The sequence below is a fragment of the Methanobrevibacter sp. genome, from assembly GCF_030539665.1.
Lineage (GTDB): Archaea > Methanobacteriota > Methanobacteria > Methanobacteriales > Methanobacteriaceae > Methanocatella.
The window spans coordinates 23,328-46,200 of record NZ_JAUNXR010000005.1; the positions used below are offsets into that span (position 1 = coordinate 23,328).

General features: G+C 34.5%; 25 protein-coding genes. 24 read left to right on the forward strand and 1 reads right to left on the reverse strand.

The window, feature by feature from the left end:
* The first annotated feature begins 8 nt into the window (after positions 1-8).
* The 12 genes from Q4P18_RS07205 (at position 9) to Q4P18_RS07260 (ending at position 10,873) form a co-directional block, all read left to right on the forward strand.
* Positions 9-560, forward strand: a complete 552-nt coding sequence (locus Q4P18_RS07205) for a hypothetical protein (RefSeq protein WP_303337330.1) — start codon at positions 9-11, stop codon at positions 558-560.
* 40 nt (positions 561-600) lie between these two features.
* On the forward strand, positions 601-888 hold the full coding sequence (locus tag Q4P18_RS07210; protein ID WP_303337332.1) for a hypothetical protein: 288 nt from the start codon (positions 601-603) through the stop codon (positions 886-888).
* Positions 885-1,310 (forward strand): HK97 gp10 family phage protein, encoded by a 426-nt coding sequence (locus Q4P18_RS07215; protein ID WP_303337334.1) that lies wholly within the window; start codon positions 885-887, stop codon positions 1,308-1,310. The genes Q4P18_RS07210 and Q4P18_RS07215 overlap by 4 nt, the downstream gene beginning before the upstream one ends.
* Before the next feature lie 4 nt (positions 1,311-1,314).
* On the forward strand, positions 1,315-1,908 hold the full coding sequence (locus Q4P18_RS07220; RefSeq protein ID WP_303337336.1) for a hypothetical protein: 594 nt from the start codon (positions 1,315-1,317) through the stop codon (positions 1,906-1,908).
* Positions 1,905-2,144, forward strand: a complete 240-nt coding sequence (locus Q4P18_RS07225; protein ID WP_303337338.1) for a hypothetical protein — start codon at positions 1,905-1,907, stop codon at positions 2,142-2,144. The genes Q4P18_RS07220 and Q4P18_RS07225 overlap by 4 nt, the downstream gene beginning before the upstream one ends.
* A 7-nt stretch (positions 2,145-2,151) precedes the next feature.
* Positions 2,152-3,336, forward strand: a complete 1,185-nt coding sequence (locus Q4P18_RS07230; RefSeq protein WP_303337340.1) for a hypothetical protein — start codon at positions 2,152-2,154, stop codon at positions 3,334-3,336.
* Positions 3,337-3,343: 7 nt separating this feature from the next.
* Positions 3,344-3,736: a hypothetical protein gene (locus tag Q4P18_RS07235; RefSeq protein WP_303337342.1), complete on the forward strand. Its 393-nt coding sequence runs from the start codon at positions 3,344-3,346 to the stop codon at positions 3,734-3,736.
* A gap of 102 nt (positions 3,737-3,838) precedes the next feature.
* Entirely contained in the window at positions 3,839-4,573 is a 735-nt protein-coding gene (locus tag Q4P18_RS07240; RefSeq protein WP_303337344.1) for a hypothetical protein, read from the forward strand.
* Between the two features lie 180 nt (positions 4,574-4,753).
* On the forward strand, positions 4,754-8,728 hold the full coding sequence (locus tag Q4P18_RS07245; protein WP_303337346.1) for a hypothetical protein: 3,975 nt from the start codon (positions 4,754-4,756) through the stop codon (positions 8,726-8,728).
* Between the two features lie 2 nt (positions 8,729-8,730).
* Positions 8,731-9,186 (forward strand): hypothetical protein, encoded by a 456-nt coding sequence (locus tag Q4P18_RS07250; protein WP_303337348.1) that lies wholly within the window; start codon positions 8,731-8,733, stop codon positions 9,184-9,186.
* A complete protein-coding gene (locus Q4P18_RS07255; protein WP_303337350.1) occupies positions 9,186-10,253 on the forward strand; it encodes a transglutaminase-like domain-containing protein in 1,068 nt (355 codons plus the stop codon). The genes Q4P18_RS07250 and Q4P18_RS07255 overlap by 1 nt, the downstream gene beginning before the upstream one ends.
* Positions 10,250-10,873 (forward strand): hypothetical protein, encoded by a 624-nt coding sequence (locus Q4P18_RS07260; protein ID WP_303337352.1) that lies wholly within the window; start codon positions 10,250-10,252, stop codon positions 10,871-10,873. The genes Q4P18_RS07255 and Q4P18_RS07260 overlap by 4 nt, the downstream gene beginning before the upstream one ends.
* 5 nt (positions 10,874-10,878) lie before the next feature.
* Here the strand turns inward: Q4P18_RS07260 and Q4P18_RS07265 are convergent, their stop codons facing one another.
* On the reverse strand, positions 10,879-11,256 hold the full coding sequence (locus tag Q4P18_RS07265) for a hypothetical protein (protein WP_303337354.1): 378 nt from the start codon (positions 11,254-11,256) through the stop codon (positions 10,879-10,881).
* Positions 11,257-11,354: 98 nt separating this feature from the next.
* Here Q4P18_RS07265 and Q4P18_RS07270 point away from each other — a divergent pair, with 98 nt between their 5' ends.
* Genes Q4P18_RS07270 through Q4P18_RS07325 form a run of 12 tightly spaced genes read left to right on the forward strand, consistent with a single transcriptional unit; the run spans position 11,355 to position 22,872 of the window.
* Positions 11,355-12,668, forward strand: coding sequence for a hypothetical protein (locus Q4P18_RS07270; protein ID WP_303337356.1), 1,314 nt, complete (start codon positions 11,355-11,357; stop codon positions 12,666-12,668).
* Positions 12,655-13,092 (forward strand): hypothetical protein, encoded by a 438-nt coding sequence (locus tag Q4P18_RS07275; protein WP_303337358.1) that lies wholly within the window; start codon positions 12,655-12,657, stop codon positions 13,090-13,092. Before Q4P18_RS07270 ends, Q4P18_RS07275 begins: the two co-directional genes overlap by 14 nt.
* Positions 13,089-14,198, forward strand: coding sequence for a baseplate J/gp47 family protein (locus Q4P18_RS07280; protein ID WP_303337360.1), 1,110 nt, complete (start codon positions 13,089-13,091; stop codon positions 14,196-14,198). Before Q4P18_RS07275 ends, Q4P18_RS07280 begins: the two co-directional genes overlap by 4 nt.
* Positions 14,199-14,203: 5 nt before the next feature.
* A complete protein-coding gene (locus Q4P18_RS07285) occupies positions 14,204-15,853 on the forward strand; it encodes a hypothetical protein (RefSeq protein ID WP_303337362.1) in 1,650 nt (549 codons plus the stop codon).
* Positions 15,850-16,101, forward strand: coding sequence for a hypothetical protein (locus Q4P18_RS07290; protein ID WP_303337364.1), 252 nt, complete (start codon positions 15,850-15,852; stop codon positions 16,099-16,101). The genes Q4P18_RS07285 and Q4P18_RS07290 overlap by 4 nt, the downstream gene beginning before the upstream one ends.
* The gene (locus Q4P18_RS07295) at positions 16,098-16,748 is read left to right on the forward strand and encodes a hypothetical protein (protein WP_303337366.1); all 651 of its coding nucleotides are present in this window, start codon (positions 16,098-16,100) and stop codon (positions 16,746-16,748) included. Before Q4P18_RS07290 ends, Q4P18_RS07295 begins: the two co-directional genes overlap by 4 nt.
* 5 nt (positions 16,749-16,753) lie before the next feature.
* Entirely contained in the window at positions 16,754-19,075 is a 2,322-nt protein-coding gene (locus Q4P18_RS07300; protein ID WP_303337369.1) for a hypothetical protein, read from the forward strand.
* Positions 19,072-19,929, forward strand: a complete 858-nt coding sequence (locus Q4P18_RS07305) for a hypothetical protein (RefSeq protein WP_303337371.1) — start codon at positions 19,072-19,074, stop codon at positions 19,927-19,929. The genes Q4P18_RS07300 and Q4P18_RS07305 overlap by 4 nt, the downstream gene beginning before the upstream one ends.
* An 8-nt stretch (positions 19,930-19,937) precedes the next feature.
* Positions 19,938-20,909 carry a hypothetical protein gene (locus Q4P18_RS07310; protein WP_303337373.1) on the forward strand — a complete coding sequence of 324 codons (972 nt, stop codon included), beginning with the start codon at positions 19,938-19,940 and terminating at the stop codon, positions 20,907-20,909.
* Positions 20,909-21,820: a hypothetical protein gene (locus Q4P18_RS07315; RefSeq protein ID WP_303337375.1), complete on the forward strand. Its 912-nt coding sequence runs from the start codon at positions 20,909-20,911 to the stop codon at positions 21,818-21,820. Before Q4P18_RS07310 ends, Q4P18_RS07315 begins: the two co-directional genes overlap by 1 nt.
* Positions 21,810-21,953 carry a hypothetical protein gene (locus Q4P18_RS07320; RefSeq protein ID WP_303337377.1) on the forward strand — a complete coding sequence of 48 codons (144 nt, stop codon included), beginning with the start codon at positions 21,810-21,812 and terminating at the stop codon, positions 21,951-21,953. The genes Q4P18_RS07315 and Q4P18_RS07320 overlap by 11 nt, the downstream gene beginning before the upstream one ends.
* Positions 21,946-22,872: a hypothetical protein gene (locus Q4P18_RS07325; protein WP_303337379.1), complete on the forward strand. Its 927-nt coding sequence runs from the start codon at positions 21,946-21,948 to the stop codon at positions 22,870-22,872. Before Q4P18_RS07320 ends, Q4P18_RS07325 begins: the two co-directional genes overlap by 8 nt.
* Position 22,873 lies beyond the last annotated feature (1 nt).

Genomic DNA, 22,873 nt, shown 5'->3' on the forward strand with positions numbered 1-22,873 from the left:
GTGGAGGATTGATATTTCTGATAAATGAAGATGAGTTAAAGGATTTGCTTGAATCAAAAGGAATAACCATTGAAGATGATGCCTTTGAAAATCTTCTAAAAACTATTAAAGCAGATATTGTAAAAACCATTGGAATTCCTTTACAACCAACAGAAAAGATACAATTCGAAAAAACATTCAGCGGTTTAACTTTAGTAGCAGATTACTATCCTATTTATGAAGTCAATTCTCTTACAATAAATGGAAACGAAATATCTGAAAATGATTTCACCATAAACTCTCAAGAAGGAATAATCTATCTAGACATTCCACATAACGGGTTTTTGAAATTGGAATACACCTATTGTATCACCGATGAACAGTACAGCAATCTTATCTTACCATTAATACTTGACATGCTTGAATACAGTTTGGATTCTGCGTGGGATAAGAATGCGGCAAGCATAAGTGAAGGAGACGTGTCAATTTCTTTAGACACTAGTCTAGGGAAAGGATCATTAATCCAAAAACAACTTGAAAATCTAAAAGAAGAATTCAGCACTGTTGGAAGAATGATATAAAATGTTTTTTAACAACACTGAAATTGAATTATGGGAATATATGGAAGAGTACGATGATTATGGGCGAAAGGATTCATACCAACATCGCCAAACACTAAATGCAGATATGCAACCGGCATCACCAAATTCAACACAAAAGGAATTCGGAAAAATATTGCAGGATATCTACCACATCTACACACCTCCAAGTATAGAAATAAACGATACTGACATTATAAAAGTAGGGGAAAACACCTATGAAATAATAGGAACTCCTGAAAACTGGAACCATATACTGTACCATAAGAAAATCACAGTTAAGAAACACCATAAGCCAGTGATCTTATGATAAACATAAATGTTGAAACAGGACCTCGCATAGAAAAAATGCTAAATGCCGATTTTGACAAAGTAATTGAAAACGCACTTATCAAAACAGGATTAAAAAGCGAAGGAACCATGAAAAAAGAAGCACCAGTTGTTACAGGAACTCTTAGAAGAAGTATTGGGATGAGCCACCCCAACATGACAACAGTTTGCATTACAGCAGGCGTTAAATACTGGGTTCATGTTCAATATGGAACAGCACCTCACCAAATTAAAGTTAAAAACAAAAAAGCACTTTCTGACGGCAAGGTTATATATGGAAAATCCGTACAACATCCAGGATCACATCCCAATCCATTCGTAACCAGAACCGCCAACAAAACACGAAAATTCTTCCAACAACTATTCAGACAAGAATTAAAAAACCAAGGTTATCTGGGGTAGAAGCATGTTTGTCATGGAAAAAGCATTCCTAAATCTTCTTAAAAATAAAATATTCTATAATGGCCGTCATGTACCTGTTATAAGGAGATACGCTCCAATTGACCAAACACCATGCATAACAATAATGCAGGCAGATGAAAACTTCAAAAGAAGAAGATATGTTGAAATAGACCACATCCAACACATCGAGAAAAAATACACTTCAGATATTTGGATAAATGTTTGGTGCAATACCGAACACGAAAGACAATCCATTATAGAATCAGTAAAAAATCAAATTTTAAAAGCAGAAGCTAATCATTTCAACACATGCAAAAATTACAATCAGCCATGCTGCCAACTTTTAAAAAGCGAATGCTTAGCTTTAAACCAAATCAAAAAACAATGTCCCATAAAAGACATGTATTCCTCTTTTTTCAAAACCAACAACATAGTTAAAAACACATTTCACATTAACAGCATCACGGATTTGGATGAATTGGAATACGAAACACCTATTCTTAGAACCATTTTCAAACTTCAAATGGATTACCACACCTATTACCCAATAGGAGGAGAATTATTTGAAGAAATAATAATTGATGGAGATTTATTATGACTAAAAAATCTGTTAAAAAAGAAGTTAAAACATCAAGAGTTAAAGAGAAAAAACTAACTCTCTATGATGCAGTACAGAAAAACCCAACAAGAAACTACATAATCGTTGGAGCATTAAGTAAAGCAGGTTTACTTGAACAATACTATGAAGAAAAGGAAAAACATGGTGTTGAAGTAGTAAAACCTTCAATTACAGAATCAGAATTAGAGAAAATTATTAAAAATTTCACTGGGTGATTAAGACATGAGTATAGAAGAAACACCAAAAGTACGCTATTACGAAGCAGACAGCAACCCAACTTTAAACGGTGAGGGAGCACAGATACCAATTTTTATAGGTTACTCTGGAAATGCTTCTCCAAAACCAGGAATTCAAAAATTCAAAAACTTCAAAGCATTGAATAAGGACGTTGCATACGATGGAATCGGAACAACTCCTGAAACAAATCCTTTATTAAAAACTTTAAAAGAATTTTTCCAAGAAGCTCGCAAAGTAACTTCCGATGACATAACCGTACCTTACGTCTACGTTATCGATTTAGGAGCAGTTCCAACCACCACTGCTGGTGAAGGAGATAATGCAGTAACATCTCGTTCAATTCAAACCGACCCTTGGCTTCAAGCTATGGATTTAGCAAAAAGTAAAAGGGATGTGCAAGTTGAAGTCTATGTAGGCCTTTCAAAAGATGATCCAATAGCAACTGTTGTTGGTCTTATAGATTCTGCATGCAGTTGTATTGTTGAGGATTCACAAATTGGAAATCCACGTATTGCATATATTACCTTTGAAGGAGCAACAGATGAAAATCTTAAATTATACACTGATGATACTCAAGAAAATGATATTCAAAAAAGCCGTGTAGGAATTATAGAGCCTTCAGAGTTTGGAAAAACTGTTGCTAATATCTGCTGCACTCCATATTATGAGGAAGTAGGGTATTCTGATTTCCGTAGCATTCAATCAGGAACTTACAATAAAAGAACTCCTGAAGAAATGGATGAATTGCAAAGTGCAGGAATCATATTCATTGCTGATGAACTTGCCGGCTCTGAAATTCACACCAGAATCAATCTAGGGGTATCTACAGCATTTGCAACTAATTCTGATAGCAGACCTGAAGATGCTTTATTGCATGCTAGAAGAAATGTTGACCAATTGATTCGTGAAGTATATGCAGTACTATACAAACAGTTGAAAAGAAATGAAACAGAAATCAATCTATCTTATCTTCAAACCGATGTTGATGTGGTAGTTGAAAATAAGATTAGTGCAGGGTATATGATGCCTGGAACTGAATTAAAAGTAACCGAATCCGGAACTAATCCATATGATTTGAAAGTTGAGGGAGTAGCAGTACCAGTTAATGCAACTTTAATCATTGGTTTCAGTTTATTTATCGAATCACCAAATACAACCATAGGGAGGTAGAATTTAAATGTCTACAGTAATTAATTCAGATAGTAAACAGTACGATCTTGCAGAGTTAAGATTGGATGATGAAGTAATTCCATGTGAAGATTTCAGCATTGATCTTGAATCCACAGAAGATCTTAAAACAGCAACAAACAGCCACGATGCCATTGCATATAAAGGTGGTAAAAGAGAAATATCATGGGAAGCTAATGGAGTATTTCCCGAGTATTATCCATTACTTAAAGAATACTGGAAAAATAGAAGTAATTTCACAGTATCTACTTATAATTTTGAAGAAAATGGAGAATATCAGGAAGCTGATGTTTTACTCCATTCTCGTATTGAAAAAATCAGCATAAGTCAAGAAGACGGTAGAAGCTTAGACATTAGTGGAAAATCTCTTTCAATAAAATAAATGATGGGAATATCGTTTTTTTCCTTTCATTCCTTTTCCACTTTCTTTTTTAAACAATATTATTTTTTTTTCAACTTTTTTTTATGGGAGGATTGTATAGCTATGATTAGTCCAGCAACTGAAAAATACTTATGGGATTCAAAATTCCCTGAAGAATGCAAATTATTGCCTTACGATTATCTAGAATTTACCGAACAGGAATTGGTAGACAAATGCATAGCAAAAGAAGAATTGTCCGAAGATGAAAAGGCTATGCTTAAATTATTATTGAACAGATACAGAAAACATTTCAAAGAATATAATCTTAGTAAAGCAGAAGAAAGCGTAGAACAAGCTAACAAGATTATCAATACTCAATCACAATTATTAGAAATCATTCATGATAAATCACGTTATCGCATAGACATGTATTACTGGTTAAACGGTGAAAGATACCTTCTTCAAATGAGAATAAAACCATACACAGAAAAACAGTACATTGAAGGAGCCAGTACACAGATGGGCTTATTCAAAGACTTAGATATCAATGAGAAAAAGGTCATGGCCAAAGCAGAAATGGGTCAAACCCTAAGTCCTGAAGAAGTTCAAATGATCAAGGCATTAAACGATAAACTCAATGAAAAACTCGGAACCGCCGAATACAATTTACAGGTATTAAACGAGTTTTTAGCAGATAGGATAGAATTCATTGGGGATGAAGAAACCACTTTTGAAGAAAACCTATTGTTTTGGAAACAGGTTGACTTAAACACTAAAGCAAGTCTTTTCCATGAAGTTCGTGGAAGATTAAAATTAACTGATACCTTCCAAGAAGATTTATTTCCAGCTGTTAGATAGTTTTCTTGGGGAAGTTTATTTTAGGGTAAGTAAGCATTTGGGCATTCCTATCAGTGAGGTCATTTATAAAAAAGATAATCTTGACATTATTATGTTAATGCGAAAATATGGTGAAGAAATCAAATCAGAACAGAAACAGATACAAGAAGCTAAAAAACAATTAAAAAGGAGATAATGGTTATGGTTACAAGTGAAGATGTTTTACTTATGATTCAAGCTAAAGATGATGCTAGCAGCACCATAAAAGGTGTTGGTGAGGAAGTACAATCTTTATCAAGTAAAGCACAATCAGCAATGGCAACTCTCGGTTCTGGTTTTATGCAAATGTCTTCAGCCACCAATGGATTTTTAAATAGTCTTACAGGAAAATCTGCAACAGAACTTGTTTTCGGTACCACAAGTAAAGCAGATACAAATAATGCTTTACTTAAAATGATGTCTGAAACAGACACTTCTGCCAAGCAGTTAGGGGATCATGTTAATGAAGTTACTAACAGCAGTCTTGTTTCTATGCAGAATTTGATTCCTGCTTTGAATGCCTTTAAGTCTGCTACCGGAGGTACTGATGAGCAGATTAAGAATGCTACTCAAGGTATTGCTGATTTTGGTGCAAAAGTATTGGCACAGACAGGAAGTACAGAACTCGCAGAACAGGCAATGATGGATCTCTCCAAAGGTATCAAAGGAGCATGTGCAAGTCTCGACCAATATGGTATTACAGAAGATGCTCTTAAAAGAACAGGTCTTTGGAATGGTGAAGAAAACGATATTGAAGGTTACATTGCAGCTGTTCAAGAACTTACAGGTGATACATCAGAGCTCATGAAAACAAATGAAGGTCTTGATGCACTTATAGGAAAGCAATGGTCAAAAGCAGGAAAGAAAATAGGTAATACATTCCTACCAGTAATCAAAGATGTTAAAAAAGCTTTTTTAGATTTGGATAATTTGGCTGGAGGGAATATTACAGCAGGTTTACTTGCTGCATTTCAAGGAATTGATTTTGCAAATCAAGTAACACAGCCATTTACAGAAATGATGACTGGTATCAACCAGACAGCAGCAGGAGTAAAAGAATTAAAAGGATTATGGGATAATGTTACAGATTCTATTAAAAGTGCTAGTGATGCAACCGGTACATTGGATAATGCTACTGAAATTGCAGCTGGCCTATCCTCAAAAGACCTTCAAGATGCTCAAATAATGGGAGGTCTTGGAGGTGGAGGAATTGACCTTGACGATGCAATTTTCCAAGGCCAATCCAGAAACGCTGAAAAATATTCCAAACACATGAAAAACAATGACAAGCAATTAAAGCTTCTTGAAGAAAGTTTGGAAGCAGGCCATATCGACGATGCATTCTATAAAAAAGAAATGAAAAGAATCTCTGAAGATAATAAAAAATGGGGAGAATTATTTAAAAACACCGGCCAAATACCCGATGTGGATATAGACACCAATGGAGTTAAAAAAGTAACTAAAGGTGCTGAAGAAATTGCAGAATCTGGTGCGGGCTTGGCCACAGCAAGTGCAGGAGCAGAAACTGCCGCCGCAGGAGCATCAAGTTTCAGTGGAGCATTTGCAGGATTTGGCGCAAGTCTTGGAGCAATGGTAGCACCAATGATAATGGTTGCAGCAGCAGTAGCAATCATGATTCCAATAGTAGCAGGAATAGTAGTGGAAATACTGGTTTTTGTTAAATTAATAATGGAAGTAATGGCTGCTTTAAACTTCAATAGTGTAGATTTATCAGGAGCCATTGCAGGATTGAAGAGTTTTGCAAAGGCAATGTGGGAACTTACAAGTGCAATAGCAGCAATTACAGTAACAGCATTATTAGGAACTATTGGAAATGCAATCACATTCCTCGGAGGAGGATTGTCAAATTCAATAAAACAATTAGTTGATGAAATTAAAAAAATAGCACCAATTTTAAGCGAATTGGGCAATATCAAGGTTCCTGGAGAAGGAGTAGTAAATAATTTAAAAACAATTTCAACAACATTGGATACTTTAAACGGTGCTGTAAAATCATTGGCAGGCATTGCTTGGTCTGAAATAACTGGAAACCTAATGACACTTGGCGGAAAATTAGGTAATTTTCAGACATTGCTTCAAAGCGCAATTACAGATATAAGGGCTGCAAATGGAACATTATCTACTCTAGATAATTTGGATACTAGCTCAATTGAAAACAATGGTGTTGGAGGCAAAATAACAAACATTGCAAATGCATTAAAACCTGTGGCAGAAGCGATAAACAGTTTAAGATCCATCACCGATGCACAAACCACTTGGAATCCACTCACCAATTTTATCAAATCTTTAGAATCCGCTGAAAAAGACATCAAAGAAGCAGCAGAAAAACTAAAAACCTTTGGGGGAGAAACAATTGCAGACCCTGGTAATGATGTGGGACCTAAAATCACCAGAGTGGCAAATGCGTTAAAGCCTGTGGCAGAAGCTATTAAAAGCCTTCGTGGAATTACTGATGCACAAACCACTTGGAATCCACTCACCAATTTTATAAATTCTCTTGAATCTGCAAAAGAAGACATTAAAAAAGCCGCAGAAGTTTTAAGCACTTTCGGAGCAGAAACTATCGCTGACCCTGGTGATGAGGTAGGGCCTAAAATCACCAGGATTGCAAATGCATTAAAACCAATTTCAATAGCTATTGAAAGGTTGAAAGACATTGACCAAGTGGAATATGAAAGTAACGGTACAATCTCCTCAACCATAGAACAAGCTAGAGATGATATAATTAACACTGCGAAGGCAATTGATGGTTTAAAAGACATTCCTAATGTTCCTGAGGGATTGTCAAGTAAGATTACAAATGTTGCAAATGCATTGAAACCTTTAAAAGCAAGTATTGGTGTTTTGAATACAACCGAAATACCTCCTTGGGAAAATACTGAAATGCTTGTTAATCTTAGAAATGGTGTTCCTAAGATTTCTGTGGTTGCAACTGTTCTTCAAAACCTTGCAAGCATTCAAGATGCACCAACTGGATTGGCAAGTAAGGTAGTTAATATTGCCAATAGCCTCACACCAATTAAACAGGCAATAACCACTTTAAATACAGCTTCAATTCCAAAATGGACAAATACTGAAATGCTTGTCAATCTCAGAGATGCAATTGCAAAAATAAAAACAGTATCCAATATTCTCACACAATTAAATGGCTTGACAGCGCCTACAACAGTATCTGGTAGTTTGTCAGCTATGGGTACTGCCATTGGAAGTATCAAAACTCTAATTTCAAATTTGAACACTGGGGGATTTCCAGTTGCAAACATTGGGGGATTGCAAGGAGCAGTAACTTCTGTAAAAAATATTGCAACAGAATTAAACAGTTTGTCAGGAACAAGTGTTGCAGGAATTGGAGGAATATTAACTAGCATAACAACAGTTTTAGGACAACTCAAAGCAACTCTAACAGCTTCTGCTTCTGGATTTTATGGTGCTGGCAGAGCTATTGGTTCAAGCATTAAAGTAGGAGTTACTGCCGGATTAAGTGGTTTGAATGGTGTTGTAACATCTGCTGTAGGTTCTGCAATGAGTGCAGGTGCAACTGCAGGTGCAACCGGAGGTAAAAACATTGGAACAAAAACAACTACTGGTTTTAAAAGCACTTTAAAACTTGCCGATGTGATGAAAACCGAAATGAGTTATATGAATCAAGCAGTAGAAAACGGTATCAACTCAGCAGTTTCTGCCGCGAAAGGAGGAGCTGAAAGAGTTGTAGAAGCATTTAAAGAAGGTATTAACACAGGGTCTCCTGGGGACATTGCTTGGACAATGTACGATGAAATGTGGTATGCTCGTGATTTCATAGTGTCTGAAGGAAAATATCTTGTAAAAGCAGCTACCAAGGTTGGTAAAGATATAGTTTCAGGCTTTGGAAATCCAATGCTTGATGTAGGATTCAATAATAATTATTCGGCAAGTAATCTTGGATCCATAAAAACAATGTTGTCAACTGCACCGGTGAAAAGTGAAGCCAATAATGCAACCATCATTATAAATGAAGGAGCGGTGCAATTGGATGCTAGAAATCTCACAACACAGGAAGCAAAACAAGTAATGATAACTGCTCTTGAAGGATTGGATGTAATTTCAAATGTTAACATACGTGAAATAGGTGGATAAAAATGGTTGGAATGTATGATGATATTCGAAGTGGCGTAAATGAAACTGTAGAAATAGATGGATATCCTTTCTATGCACAATCCATAACTGGTGAAGAATCATATAATCGTCGAGAAACAGTCAGAAAAAATATTCTTGGAGGAACTCAACATGTTAGTCGAGGAAAATACATTCCAAGAAAATTTAGTTTTTCAACATATGTCCACATAGAAAAGGATTATCCTGAAGTTTATGATGAGATATTTAAAAAGATGGTCAGCAAACCATGTACAGTAATATCTCAATATATGGGGGGAATGTTTGAGGCAGAAGTAATAATTCAAAAAGATGCTGAAGAATCATCTCCTGAAGACTTGAAATTAGATATAGACATAATCGAAATCCCAAATCAGGAATCAACAATCCCTAATGATGTGTTTACAATACCTGAAGATAAATTGGAGGAGGAGAAACAATAATGGTAATCCAATATTCTATCCCAAGAAACCTATTGGAAGTGTATAAAGTCGATACTGAAAACTTTGAACAATACATTCCCAACAGTGGAGAGGAAACAACTGTTAATGAAAGCTCTGATGATGAAGATACCACTACAAATGAAGATGACGAAAACATGGAAGGGTTCAGTCTACATCAGGGAGAAATATTGGAAACATATTATTATGGAAATCTTTACAATGTTGATTCGGAACATGATTATGAAAACATAAGTAACAATGGATCCATTTCAATGCCTGAAGTGGATAAGAAAAGATTCTATAAAGGAGTAAGAATTTTACTTAGAAAAGGATGGGAACAATATGATGAGCCAATAGAGCCAGTAGAATTAAATGAAATGTTGTTAGGTTTCATTACAGAGCAAACTTACAGTGAAGACAAGGTCGATTTAAAAATAAGTGGAATGACAAAACTCTTAGAACAAAAATATCAATTCGATTTCACTCAAATGAAAATGTCAGAGATATTGGCAGAAATGATAAAAACAGCAGGAATGGAACCTGTTATTGACCCAACCGGCCTCAATGATATGGTCATTGATTATAGTAATGTCTCATCATCTGGAGATGAAGATGGTGGGGATAGTGATGTAAGTGGTGTTGGTTTTTCTACTACAATAAAGGAACAATCGAATAGAATATGCAAAGGAAAAAAAGGGGCTATTGCAAAAGCTAAAGCAATCTGTCATTGGGTTTATAAAAATATCCAATATGAAAGACCAATGTATTATGGAGCTAAACATTCGCCAACTGAAGTATTAAAATGCAAAACTGCAAATTGTGTTGATCATGCAAGATTAATTAATGCTTTATGTTCAGTTCAAGGGATTAAAACAGGTTATGTAAATACCCATTGTATGGGATATGCTCATGTGTATAATGGGATTGTAATTAAAGATAAAGTATACATGTTTGATGCTAGTATCGAAAGTGCTGGTGGAAAATGGGATAGTACATGGGGTTCATGTCCTCGTGCAACTAAAGATTCTTTAAGATATAATTGGGAAATGTGGGGAAGTTTAACATGAAAACAGTGACTGATGGGAGAGTATTGGAAGCATTTAAAAATGTGAGCAAAATCACTTTGGAAGATTCTTTAAAAGAAAATATCAAAAAAGAATTTGAAAAATCATTAGCTTATAAAGGGAAAATTCTTAAATTTTATCAGTTCAAACAACAAGCATTGGTGAAGTTATCTAATGGAAAAGAAGTGATAGCGCACATTTTACATAATTATGGGGCATATGCTACTGATTATTACACTCCATTAGGGGTTGATGAATATTGTGAGAAATTACATGAAAGGTGCATTATTCCTGCTTTTGAGGAATATGTAGTGCTTTTAAAGATTAATTCTAATAGAGAAGAATATGTGGTGTTGGGTTATTATGATGAATTTGATTTACCTGTTTCCAGGCCTCCAAGACCTGGATTAATAGAATTTAAGATTATTGGAGGAACCGATGAATGTGTCTATTCATTTGGTGCTGAAAAATTTGATGTAATTACTGGTAAAGGAATCTCCATAAATACTACCAAAATGGGAGAAACTTCACCAGTTGACTTATCTTTAAAAGAAGAAACTTACACTAAAGAAGAAGTTGACAATATTATAAATAAGTTAAAAATGGATAATGGTTTGATATGATGGATTTATCCACATACTGGGCAATCCGCAACTCTTGAATATCCATGAGGACAATCAAAAACTCCTGCAGCCTCTAATTCTTTTCCTTTTTCATAAGTTCCTGGAAGTATTATTTGTCCTTTATTTGGGTCAGTATTGTATTCTACCCAATTTCCAGAGTCATCATAGAAACCATTGCTTTTACCATTATTGTTAGTGTTAGAATTTTCTTTATAATTTTCTGTAACATTAGTTATGTTTTTCGTTATATTGGTTGTATTATTCATAGTTTTATTTTCCGTAGTTTGTTGTAAATGGTCAAAACCATAAATTACGGCACCTGCAACAATACAACCTGCGATTATTATGGCTACGATTATTAATATTAATTGTTTATTATTCATGAATAATGCTATTTATTTACTAATTTATATTATTTTGTACACAGAAAGAGAACATTATTTTTTTTCCACATTTTCTAAAAAAATTGAGAGGTTTTTAAATGAGTAAACATTATGCAATTTCTATTGACAATATTGAAGGAAGAAGCAAAGACCAAAAAACATTGGATACAGTTTGTAAGATTATAGAAAATGCAGGAAACAAAGTATCGAAATTAGGCATAGGCCCAGGAGTTATGCAAAGATGGGTAGGATCCAACGAATGCGATGTAATGGTGATGATTGGAGGAGGACGTGACATTGGGATGAATGCCGACTTCTGCCAAGGCATTAGTAGAGGGTACTATAAAGCTAAAAGAGGATTCATAGCTCATACGAGTTGGATTGGAAACAAGTACAATACTTGTGAATCTTTGAAAAATTACAAATACAAAACATTGGAGGGAGATGCTAATGCATCTGTTTCTAAACAATGGGGTGCCAAATGGCCAAATCAACAAACTTATGCAGAGTTCATGGCACAGCCGAAAGTCAAAGCTTTGATAGGATGGTGTTGTGCTAATAGTCCAGAACAATTAGCAAAATGTATTTTAAAAGATGGAGGTTCCGATGTTGATGACAATGAGAGTGAAACTTCTGCTTCAACTATTAAAGATGCAATAAAGGAAGTATTGGCATTTTGGGATGGGGAAGTGGAATGCAAAGCAATAAATGAAAAAGTCTTCATCAACAAAATTCCGGATCCAACTGAAAATTCAAAATTGGAATTAACAGAAGGAGTAAACATAATTCAAGATTCCATTTCCATTACTGATATCAATCCAGACACAGTAAACTTCCTCACGGTTCATTGGGAAGGAGGTGAAGACATTGTTCTTCGTGATGAAAACCTAATTGAAAGATTTGGAGAAAAACCAAAAGAGTTAGATGCTGTAAAATATGTGGTTGCAGAAGAAAACACAGAAAACTCATCTGAAACCACTGGCGATGCGACAAACACAGAAGATACAACATCAGATACTGAAGAAGTAGATGATGCCTCTCAATCAAGCACCAGCACATCCCAGATAACTGCAGTTCCAGTTGAAACATTAGAGGAAGCCCAACATTTCGCAAATATCGAATGGATGAAAATCAAAAGAAACAATGGCCACAGTGTAGAATGCAAAATAATTCCTGGTGAAGAATGGCAATCTGGAAACTGGGTTAAAATACAGATTCCAAGATTCGAAGAAGATCAATACATGTATATTTCAAAAGCATCTCATTCAGAATCAGATAGTGGATGGGAATGTAGCATCCATTTGGTTGATTATCCTCCAGGATTCGGAAAACCAAAAGAAAAATCCGAAGAAGAAGAGGGAGAAGAAGAAGTAGAAGAAACAGAGGAGGAAGATACCAATGCTTCCAGCTGATACAGAATCAGAAAGCTATAGATTTTATAAGTCACTAAACGAGGACATTCTACTAAAACCAAACGAGTTCAACGAATGGGATATGCAATTCGAAAATGGAGACGTAGTAAATGTCACAGGATATGAAAGTTTACAGAATGCAATTTGCATAGCAATAATGACAAGATTCAAAGAACTCAAGAATCCATTATACGCGGATTTTGGATGTAGAATTCATGAATTAATAAAAGCCAATAAATCGCGTATGGTAGAATACAAAATTGAATTGTTCATAACAGAAGTTCTAACGAACATGAGAAGAGTAAAAAAAATAAACTGGATTAAAGTAACGGACAATCCCAATAACGAGTTTTTCAAATATCTTGTTGAATTCTCAGTAACAAGCATTTATGACAAAATTGTAGAAGGAGAAGTGAACTTATGAACTACAAACAGAAATATTATGGAGAAATTTTTCAAGAAATGCTCAACACTGCATTTGAAGAAAAGCTAATCAGTCATAATGAAGATTTTTTAGACTATATTTCAAATAGAAAAGATATCAGCAATTTCTATGTGATGCTATTATCTATCCATGCAGAAGCATTGGCTGAAGTTTACAACGAGATTACCAAAGTTTACAAGTCTTCCAAAGTCGATTTTGCTAAAGGAATGGATCTTGATGATATTGGGGCGATTGTTAATTGCTCTCGTCCAAAACCTACACATGCTTATGTTGAATTAAATTTTGAAACAAATCAGGAAATTGAGGACACAATAACAGAAAATGAAGGTTTATTGGTTTTTTCTAAAAATGGTTTGTCATATAGAACTCTCGAACCCTTGACTTTCACAACCAAAAACAATACTTGCACAGTATCTGCAATAGCAACCACGCCAGGAGTTGCAGGCAGAGTTTCTGAAAAACAACTAACAAAAGTTGAAAACAAATCATATGGTTTGAAAGTTACAAATCCAAAGCCATCTACAGGTGGAACTGACGGTTTCAATGATGAACAATACAGAGAACTGTTGAAAAACTGGATCAAAATTAATCAAAAAGGGAATCTTTGGGCTTATGTAAATTATTTCAGTAGGCTTGATGGTCTTCATGATTATAAGTTGATTCCAAATTGGGATGGAACTGGAACTATAAAGATTGTTATTTCGCCATTTGACTCTTATTTTTTGAACAAAGTTTATAATGAACTTCAAAGCAAAATTTGCCAAGTTTCCGAAGATATTTTTCTAACAGCACCAAATGAAAAGGCAATTGATGTCTATATCAATTGCAATGTGGATATTGACAGATTGAATCCTTTTGACAATTCTGAGAAAGACAATATCAAATCAAGGATTCATGATGAAATCAATAATTATTTTGCAAGTCTGAAGATTGGGGAGGATTTTATTCCTCACAAATTGGCTGTTTGGCTTGACAACAATATTTCAGAATTGAAGAATATTCAATTTGATTATCCAAAGCAACCAGTTGAAGTTTTAGATGATGAAAGCTGTTTTGTTGGAGATATTGAAATAAATATGGAGTAACAATTATGAAAAACAGTTTGCAATATCTACTAAACAAATTTCCATATTTTTTGAAAAAAACAAAAGGAAGCAATTTTCACACATCCGAGTCAATATTCAACAACCAGTTCAAGGAAATTTACAACAATCTATTCAAACTTTATCTTAATAACAAAGTGCAAAAAAACATTTGGATTTGGAAAGAGCAAGATGAACCTCACAACTATAACATTCATTTCTTTGCAAATTTCAATAACTTAAAAAGTGTTACTTTATACAAAAACGATGAAGTCATATACACTACTTCATTCATTGATGACAATCAAGAACACATCTTCAATTATATTCATTCTGACACATCGGAAAATATAATTCCATCTGATAAGTTCAAGATAATAGTTGAAACATATGATGAATATGTTTTGGTTAAGGGATTTCCAGAAAATGATGGCAAAGAAAACAATGAATTCGATCATGATTATAGTATTGATGACTTTGGAGAATTTATAAATTTTCCAAGAAAAAATTATGTTCTTTCTTTGGATTATCCTAATACAGAACCACCATATAATGACAAATTAACTGAAGATGATTATCATTATATGAACAGAATATTGTTTTATCTTCAGCACTTGCAGGATGTTCCTTTGGCAGTGTTGGAAATTTGGAAATTGTTTGGAATTCCTATTGATGAAATACTGATGGTGAATAGGGAAGCTATTTTGTGCAAGATGTTTGAAACAAGCAGACATCATGGAAATTGGATTCCAGAAAAATGGGAACACAAAGACCTGCTTTGTCAAAATGAAAATGAAAGCTTGTTTTTCACTGCTTCAGTTGATGATTTGACACCAATTGCTTTGCAAGATTTCACATTCGTATTTGAAATAATAAACCATCTTGGTAAAAAAGTAGATAGATTATTTTATATTGTTCCTTACATCAATGGAGAAAGAACAGAATTTGTTTTGCAGTCAGACCAGTCTTGGAGAGTGAGTTCTTCATTGTTTGATGGGACAGTTGCAACATTCTCATTCAAATGTTTCAACTCAATCGATGACATCGACAATGAAGAATTTGGTTTGGAGTCAAATGAAATAACTATCAATATCCGAAGCTGTAATGATGCTGACTGGTATGTAAATACAGAAGGCAATGATCAAAATGATGGTTTGACAATCGAAACAGCATTTAAAACATTGGAAAAAGCAATATCTGTGGTTGAAGGAAGCAAAAACATAATTGTATTAGGTGATGGCACATATGAGTTGAATGATACTTCTACCATATCGAAAAACACAAAAATCATCACTTGCCCAAACACAACAGCTACAATAACTTGTCCAAACACTACTTTTTTCAAAGTTTCACAAGATTGTCAATTGTATCTACAAAACATTTATTTCAATTATTCCAGTTTCAAACAATGGATTGATGATTGTTTATTTACCAACAAAAACATTGACTCAAATTTTCTAAATATTGGGGTTGATGTCCTTGAAATCATAACTGACAGTGAAAATCCAGAATTTATGATGGAAGATGAATGGATTGACACTTGTTTGGTGAACAGTCATGACTGGGAAGTTGAAATAACAGATGGAGAAAGCGATGCAACATTCGTAATAGATGATGATGGAGAAAATCCTAATTTAATTGTAGGTGAGGAAGAATGAACTGCAAATACATGAGAACAAAATACAACTACACACCAAATGACTATGACATCTATTTCAATTATGAAGACATTCCTTCAAACATTAAATTGAAAGATATTGTTGGTTTGTCATATCAACTTCAAAGAGTCATGCCTCTCACGAAAAAGGTTCATTTGCAATTCAACACTACTAATAAAGAATATACTTCAAGAATCAATGTCTATACAACTCTGTCAGTCAATAAACATGAGGTGAAAATACAATGATTGCTATAAAAGGAGAATACGAAATTACTCAAAATGGCAAATCTATAATTCGTTCTACAAATCTAATTACACAGATTGGGGAATCTTTTTTTCTAAATAGATGGGTGAACGATGAATTTGACTCAATAAACAGAATAATGCTTGGGAAAGGAACTACAAGGCCATTGAAATCCGATTCTGCTCTTGGAAATCTGACTACAATCAAGCAATCAAAATATTCTATTGATTTGAAAAACAAAAAGATAATATTGTCCTGCGATTGCAAACCATCAGAAATTTTGGGAACATCAGAGATTGGTGTAGGAAATGGTGAAATATTGGTAAGCCACGACATTTATGAAACAATAACAGAAGAGCTTCTTGAAAATGACACTAGTAGCAATGTCCATATTGATTATGCTTTCAATTTGGTTACTGGTTCTTTAAGAAGCAACTGGATTTTGTCCAACAATGGAGAGTCTACATATTATGTTTATGAGCCAAATGAGATAATTGGTGTTGTTGTCAATGGAAAAAGCTTCGAAGCGAAAAATAGCTTGGGAGAATTGGTTTTTGGTTCTTTTTTCTATGATAGAAACAGCAAGAATTTGTACATTAAATTAAATCTTGATCCTAATGGTCAGGAAATTATAATTCAGTCAAGGTGAAAATTATGGGGAATTGTCCTAATGATAAGTTTATCCACCAATCTTTTGAAAGTTTTGGTGAGCAAAGATATGTAACAGCAGAAATACTTAGTAATTTCTGCAGAAACGATGAATACCTATACAAGATGGTTGAGAAATTGGGGTATCTTACTCCACCAGCAATAAGAAAAAGGTTCAATCCTTGTTTGGTTGATGATGCAAACAGTTTTGGTTATCAAAAAGGAACATCTGAAAATGTTGTTTTCAGCAATAGAAATGTAAGCAATACTTATGTTGATTTCAGCAATTTGGCTTTGATTGACAGTTTCATGACAACTGCAAACATTCATTCAAGATTGGATGATGGTCAGACAGTTATTTCTGCTGAAACTCCAAAACAGACATTCTATACTATTGACCGTACTACAAAAGACAAATCACCATGGCCATCAGCATCAATGGATCTGTCTGTAAATGAATATTGGTATATCGGTTTTGACAAGAACAAATCTTACCATATCCAACCGAACTGGCTTGAAGGCGAAGAAGAAGGTAGAGGAATTTACAATACAGAAATACCTGCTGTAGGAAGGGCTCAAACATTCAAACCAAATGTCAGTGGTTACTTAGAAGGAATTACTGTAAATTTAAAGTGTGATTGGAAATCCAACACTGGAAGCCCACTGCTTGTCCAAGTAAGACCAACCGAAATGAAAAATGGAGTTGCCTATCCAGTTCCATATCACTACAAGAATCTTGCCGAACAGAGGGTGAGGTTCAGTAACAGTACACCAAACATTTGTACTATTAGTTTTGACCATCCTCCATATCTGGAAAAGGATAAAAGTTATGCTATTGTATTTCTTTCTCCATTGACTCATCCGAATCATGCATGGTGGCTTGGAGGATGGTCAAAGAATTGTGGAGCAGATCCATACACTCGAGGAGATGCATTCTTGACTGAGAATAATGGTGGAACTTGGATGAGATATGGTAAAGGTGAGAATGTACCATATCATCTTGGGAAATTTGCTCCAGTTGATTTTGCTTTTGAAATGCAAATAAGGCAATCTACTGAAGAATATGTGAAAAATACTGACCATTATGTTTATTTGAAGCCAATTCGTACAAGTCCAGCAAGTGGAATACAGATAAATGCTCAGGACAATAGTGCAACCGATGGAGTAAGCATCATATATCAAGTTTCCAATAATGGAAGAGATTGGTTTGATTTGAATGCAGGAAATAGGTTGTCTTTTGAAAACCATGAATGTATGACTTTTGTCAGAGCGAAAATGAAGACAACAATCAACACACCAGCAATCATCAACTGGATTGATGTAAACATCCTTTACGATGCAAGTTCAGAAATGTATGTTCGTACACCATATTATTATCCAAAAACTGCTCCAATGTTGGGGGCAAATGTTTGGGGAAGAGTATATGCTCCATTCGAGGTTGAACCAACAGTTTCATGTAGTGCAGAACTTATCTCCGAAAGAGAAGCAATTGAACATTTTACGACAATCAATTTGAATGATTTGGTTTATTATACTCATCTTGAAGAGATTGATGAAAGTGCTGTGGTTGATAAGACAATGGCAAAAAGGTGCGAATATGTCGAATCACATCCAGAAGTATTGGAGGCTTTGAAAAGGGAAAATGTATATATTCTGCCTTTTGTTGATTCAAATGAAGAAGTTCATTATTTCTTCAATAGTATTGAGCTGACAAACAAGGTAGCATATCCTATTCTCGAATGTACTATGCAACCTATTTCTGCTGAGAAAAGAAGTATTGGTGAATGGTACGATTTCTTATTCAATTATGACAATGAGAAAAAAATCAAGGAATATGATGGCCAAGAGCATATTATTCCTGCAAATAGCATGTGGTTTTATCCAGATGTTCAAAACAACATGTTAAGAGGAGATTGGACAGTAAAATACAATCCAATCATCATTGATGGATTGTCAAATTCTGAGATTGGTCAGCACACTAGTGATGAAGATGAAGGCTTGGTTTTGGATTATTTCAAAGAATCATTTGTTGTAGATGAAAACAACATCGAAACAAGAACATTTAATTTAAGGTGTTCTCCTGCCGATCCAGTCAGAAAAGTAGTGTTGAATGAAGAGGAACTTCATGAAGATAGGGATTTTGTTGTTGATTATACCAAGCAGAAAATCATAATTGAGCCAGATGTCTTGAAAATTGATGATAGAATTAGTGTTGTTTACACTCCGAACATTGAGGATACTGGAATTGCCATTGGATATTATGCTAAAAGGGAAAATACAAGGAAACAATGTTTCATTAAACCGAATTATTTGGAGTATAAAGTATGAGTGAAATTCAAGCGAAAGTAGTGATGAAAAAGAACAATGGTGCAATTGTATCTGCTGATTTGCTTTTGTACAATGATGAATCTGATGTTGTTAAGAAGATTACTATTGTTGAAAGTGAGGTTTTGGAGGATTTGCAGGAAACTGTTGAAGGATTTGAAACAAGTCATGTTTCAGTAGAGCAACTGGAAAGCATATTGGAAAATACTAATGAAACAACAATCATAAATGCTACAAAGTTGAGAGGTTTGGAGTCTGACGAGATTGCTTTGAAAAGCGAAATGGAAGAGAGATTATCTTCCTTTGAAGTGCCATATCATGCAGATTCCACTTCAAAATATGGTATTGGTTCAACTGGAATGTATGGGCATGTGAAAGTGAAAAACGACCTAAATTCCAATACTTTTGTCAATGGTGAAGCATTGTCTGCTTATCAGGGAAAAGTTCTGAATGAGAAGGTTGTTAATTTGCAGAATGCTGTGAATAATTCTGTTGATGACAATGTTATTGGTTCTAATTCTGTTTCTGCTAATAAGAATGATTGTACTGGTACTGTGAAGTACCATGCCATTGATTTCGGAAGCAAAATTGGAGTGTTTGTTGAAGTTTCTGGTTTGTATATGCGTACAAGTGGAAAAAATGTAAACATTTATTATCACCTTTACAATGGAACTGTGTTCCCAGTAGGGCTTAGACCAGAACATGATGTAAATCATGTTTGTGCAGGAATGGACGGCTATGCAAGGAGTGTCCAGGTTTGTAGTGATGGAACTATGAAATTCCGTTTGTTAAATTCTAACAATGGTAATCATAATAATCCAGTTTATACTCATTTTCATTATTTCGTGAACAAGTAGGTGATAGGATGAGAATTGGAAGTAATTTGCTAAATTGGTTGAAAAGCAAAACTTATTTGAAAGATGAAGTGGATAGCAAGATTTCTCAAATAGCAAGTGCAAAGTTGAGCAGGTTGGTTGTTGAAGAATTGCCAAGCACTGGTGAGAACAATATAATTTATCTTGTTCCTAATGAGTCTGGCGATGATCCATACACAGAATATTTATATGATGAAAATGGATGGAACATAATTGGAAGCACACAAGTTGACTTGTCTGATTATTATAGAGAAAGCGAAGTGGATGGTCTTCTTGATGGCAAGTCCAATGTAGGTCATTCCCATAATGCATCAACTATTATATATGGTGATAGTAATTTGCAAACTGTTGTAGATGGCAAAGCAGATAATACAGCAGTTACTGGTTCAAAAAATGGTTTGATGAGCAAGGAGGACAAAATAAAATTAGATTCTGTTTCATCTGATGCTGATAAAGTTGAATTCATTCAAATAAAAAATGAGGGCGAGAGAATTGGAACAATCAAAATCAATGGTACTTCTTTTGATTTGTATGCTTCTTTGCCAGAAGAAGCAGTTGAATACAGCAAAGCTACTTCATCATCTGATGGTCTGATGAGTAAGGAAGACAAGGCAAAGTTAGACAATATATCTGATTATGCAAATGAAGTATCTTATTCTGGTGCATTGACTGGTCAATGGATTGGAACTATTACTATTGATAATGTCAATAAATCAATTTATGTGCCAGATTTTACTTTTGCACCATATAATCACTCTCATGACAATTATTATACAAAAACACAAGCAGATACTTTATTAAATGGCAAAGCAGGAACTGGTGTGGCAACCGATGAATCAAATGGTTTGATGAGTAGTTATGATAAAGGAAAGCTTGATTCAATGAGTGCTGTTGAATTGACTGTTGTTGATTTTGATAATAATGAAACCACTTACAATCTTGTTGTTTTGGAGGGAGATTGATGGCTGATGGTTTTGAAGATTTAGATTTTGACATTCCTATTATTGATGTTCCTTCACCAGAAATTTCAAGTATTTTAAATAATGTCGCTCTTCAAGAAATAAGATGTATAAAATTAAATGGAAATCAAGTTAAGAGTTTATATCTTGATAATCAGCTCATTTATGAGCAAAACACTAAATTGTATGATTGGTATGTGATGGGAAAAGCTGGTTCGAATGATTTTGATGGAAAAACTCCAGAAACTGGTTTTAGGGATTTTACTGCATTGGAAGATGTCGTGGAAAATGGAGATAGTGTTTTCGTTGGAAGTGGAACATATCATCTCGACTCTCAAACTACAATAACTAAAGGGATAACTATTGAAGGAGATATAAGTGATCCTCCATGGTTGTTGATGGGTGAAACTGGGAAATATATTTTATATTTTGATTTAAATGGTGTGTCTGGTCAAACAGTAAATATAAGAAATCTGATGTTTTATGCTCCAATCAGTGGTGATAGATATTTGCTTCGTGTAAATATTTATGGAAATTCCTGCAATGTGGACAACTGTTCTTTTGAAAATGCTTATGGTGCTTGGGATGGTCGTGCATTGGATTGCAGAAATATGAATGGTGGAAGTTTAACTGTAAGAAATTGTGAATTTAGTGGCAATAATGCATACAACTATGGGCATTCTGCTGCTTCTTGTCGTGCTTGGGGAAGTTCTGGAACTTTTAGAGTATACAATTGCACTTTTAACAATCCAACTGGATCGAATATGGCATTTGGTGGAAATAAAGGAAGAGCAATATGTGCAGGAAATGGAAACAGTTCTTGTTACATTGATGCTCGTGGAAAATGCAATGAATTCTTGGGAGCAGGTGATACTTGCTACAATTATACTGAAGAGGAATGTGATGATGAATAAACAAGATTGCGATGGTTGTTGCTACAATAACAATCCTCAAAAAGAGTTGAATTGCAATAGAATTGTCTGTTGCTATGCTTATATGAAAAAAGGAAAATTTTACGAATGTTTGATAGGTGAAAACAATGACTGAAAGCATAAAATACAAGGAATATGAGTTTTTGATGGCAAGAATTGCATGGTGGCTGTTGAATAACAATAAGCAATTCAAAAAAAGAGAAAGTTATAATGGGGTTGAAAGAGAAACTGTGGAATCTCAAATCAGAAAAGGACAAGGCAAGATCCAGAATACTACAATAGCAGAGTATGTGGAATGTGCTATTGAGGACAACAAATCCAATCTTGATTTCTTGCCAAATTATGTTACTGGGAGCAATGGAAAACAATATTCTAAATCTATGTATGTAGATATGGCACAAAGGGTGTCTGCATATGAAGTGAAAAACAAACAAACTCCCAATATTGTTTATTTAGCAAATCCAAATAGTTCTCCTTCAAATAATCAATATAGCAATCTTTATTCTCAATCTCCTCTTTTGACATCTCAAGGTGCAAGTGGGATGGGGCAATTGACTGGGTACAGTTGTGCTGCCAACAGTTTGCAACAAATGTTCTTTGAACTCACTGGAAAAAATATCTCCGAATCAACTATTATGGGTTGGGCAGGAACAACAACTGCTGGAACAAGTCATAATGGAATAGAAACTGCAATCGCGAAGTTTAATAAAACCTATGGTTATAATCTTAAAGTTGAATGGAAGAACTTTTCAGATTTGGGGAATACATTATCTGCAAGATTCAAGGCATTAGGAGAGCTTATGTGCCAATCCAACAAGGCTGTTTTTGTCCATTTGTTGTATAGGTCAAAATGGGGGCATTATGAAGTTCCAAGAACAGTAAACACTTCAAATAGTGCTTTGCAAATTCTTAACAGTTTGGGAACACAAGGAAGCAATGGATATTATGGTTACATTGAAAACAGATCCTTCAATGAACAAGCAAAATACATTGCAGGAATTTCGCAAAAAGGAATTTGTATAATAAGTAGGTGAG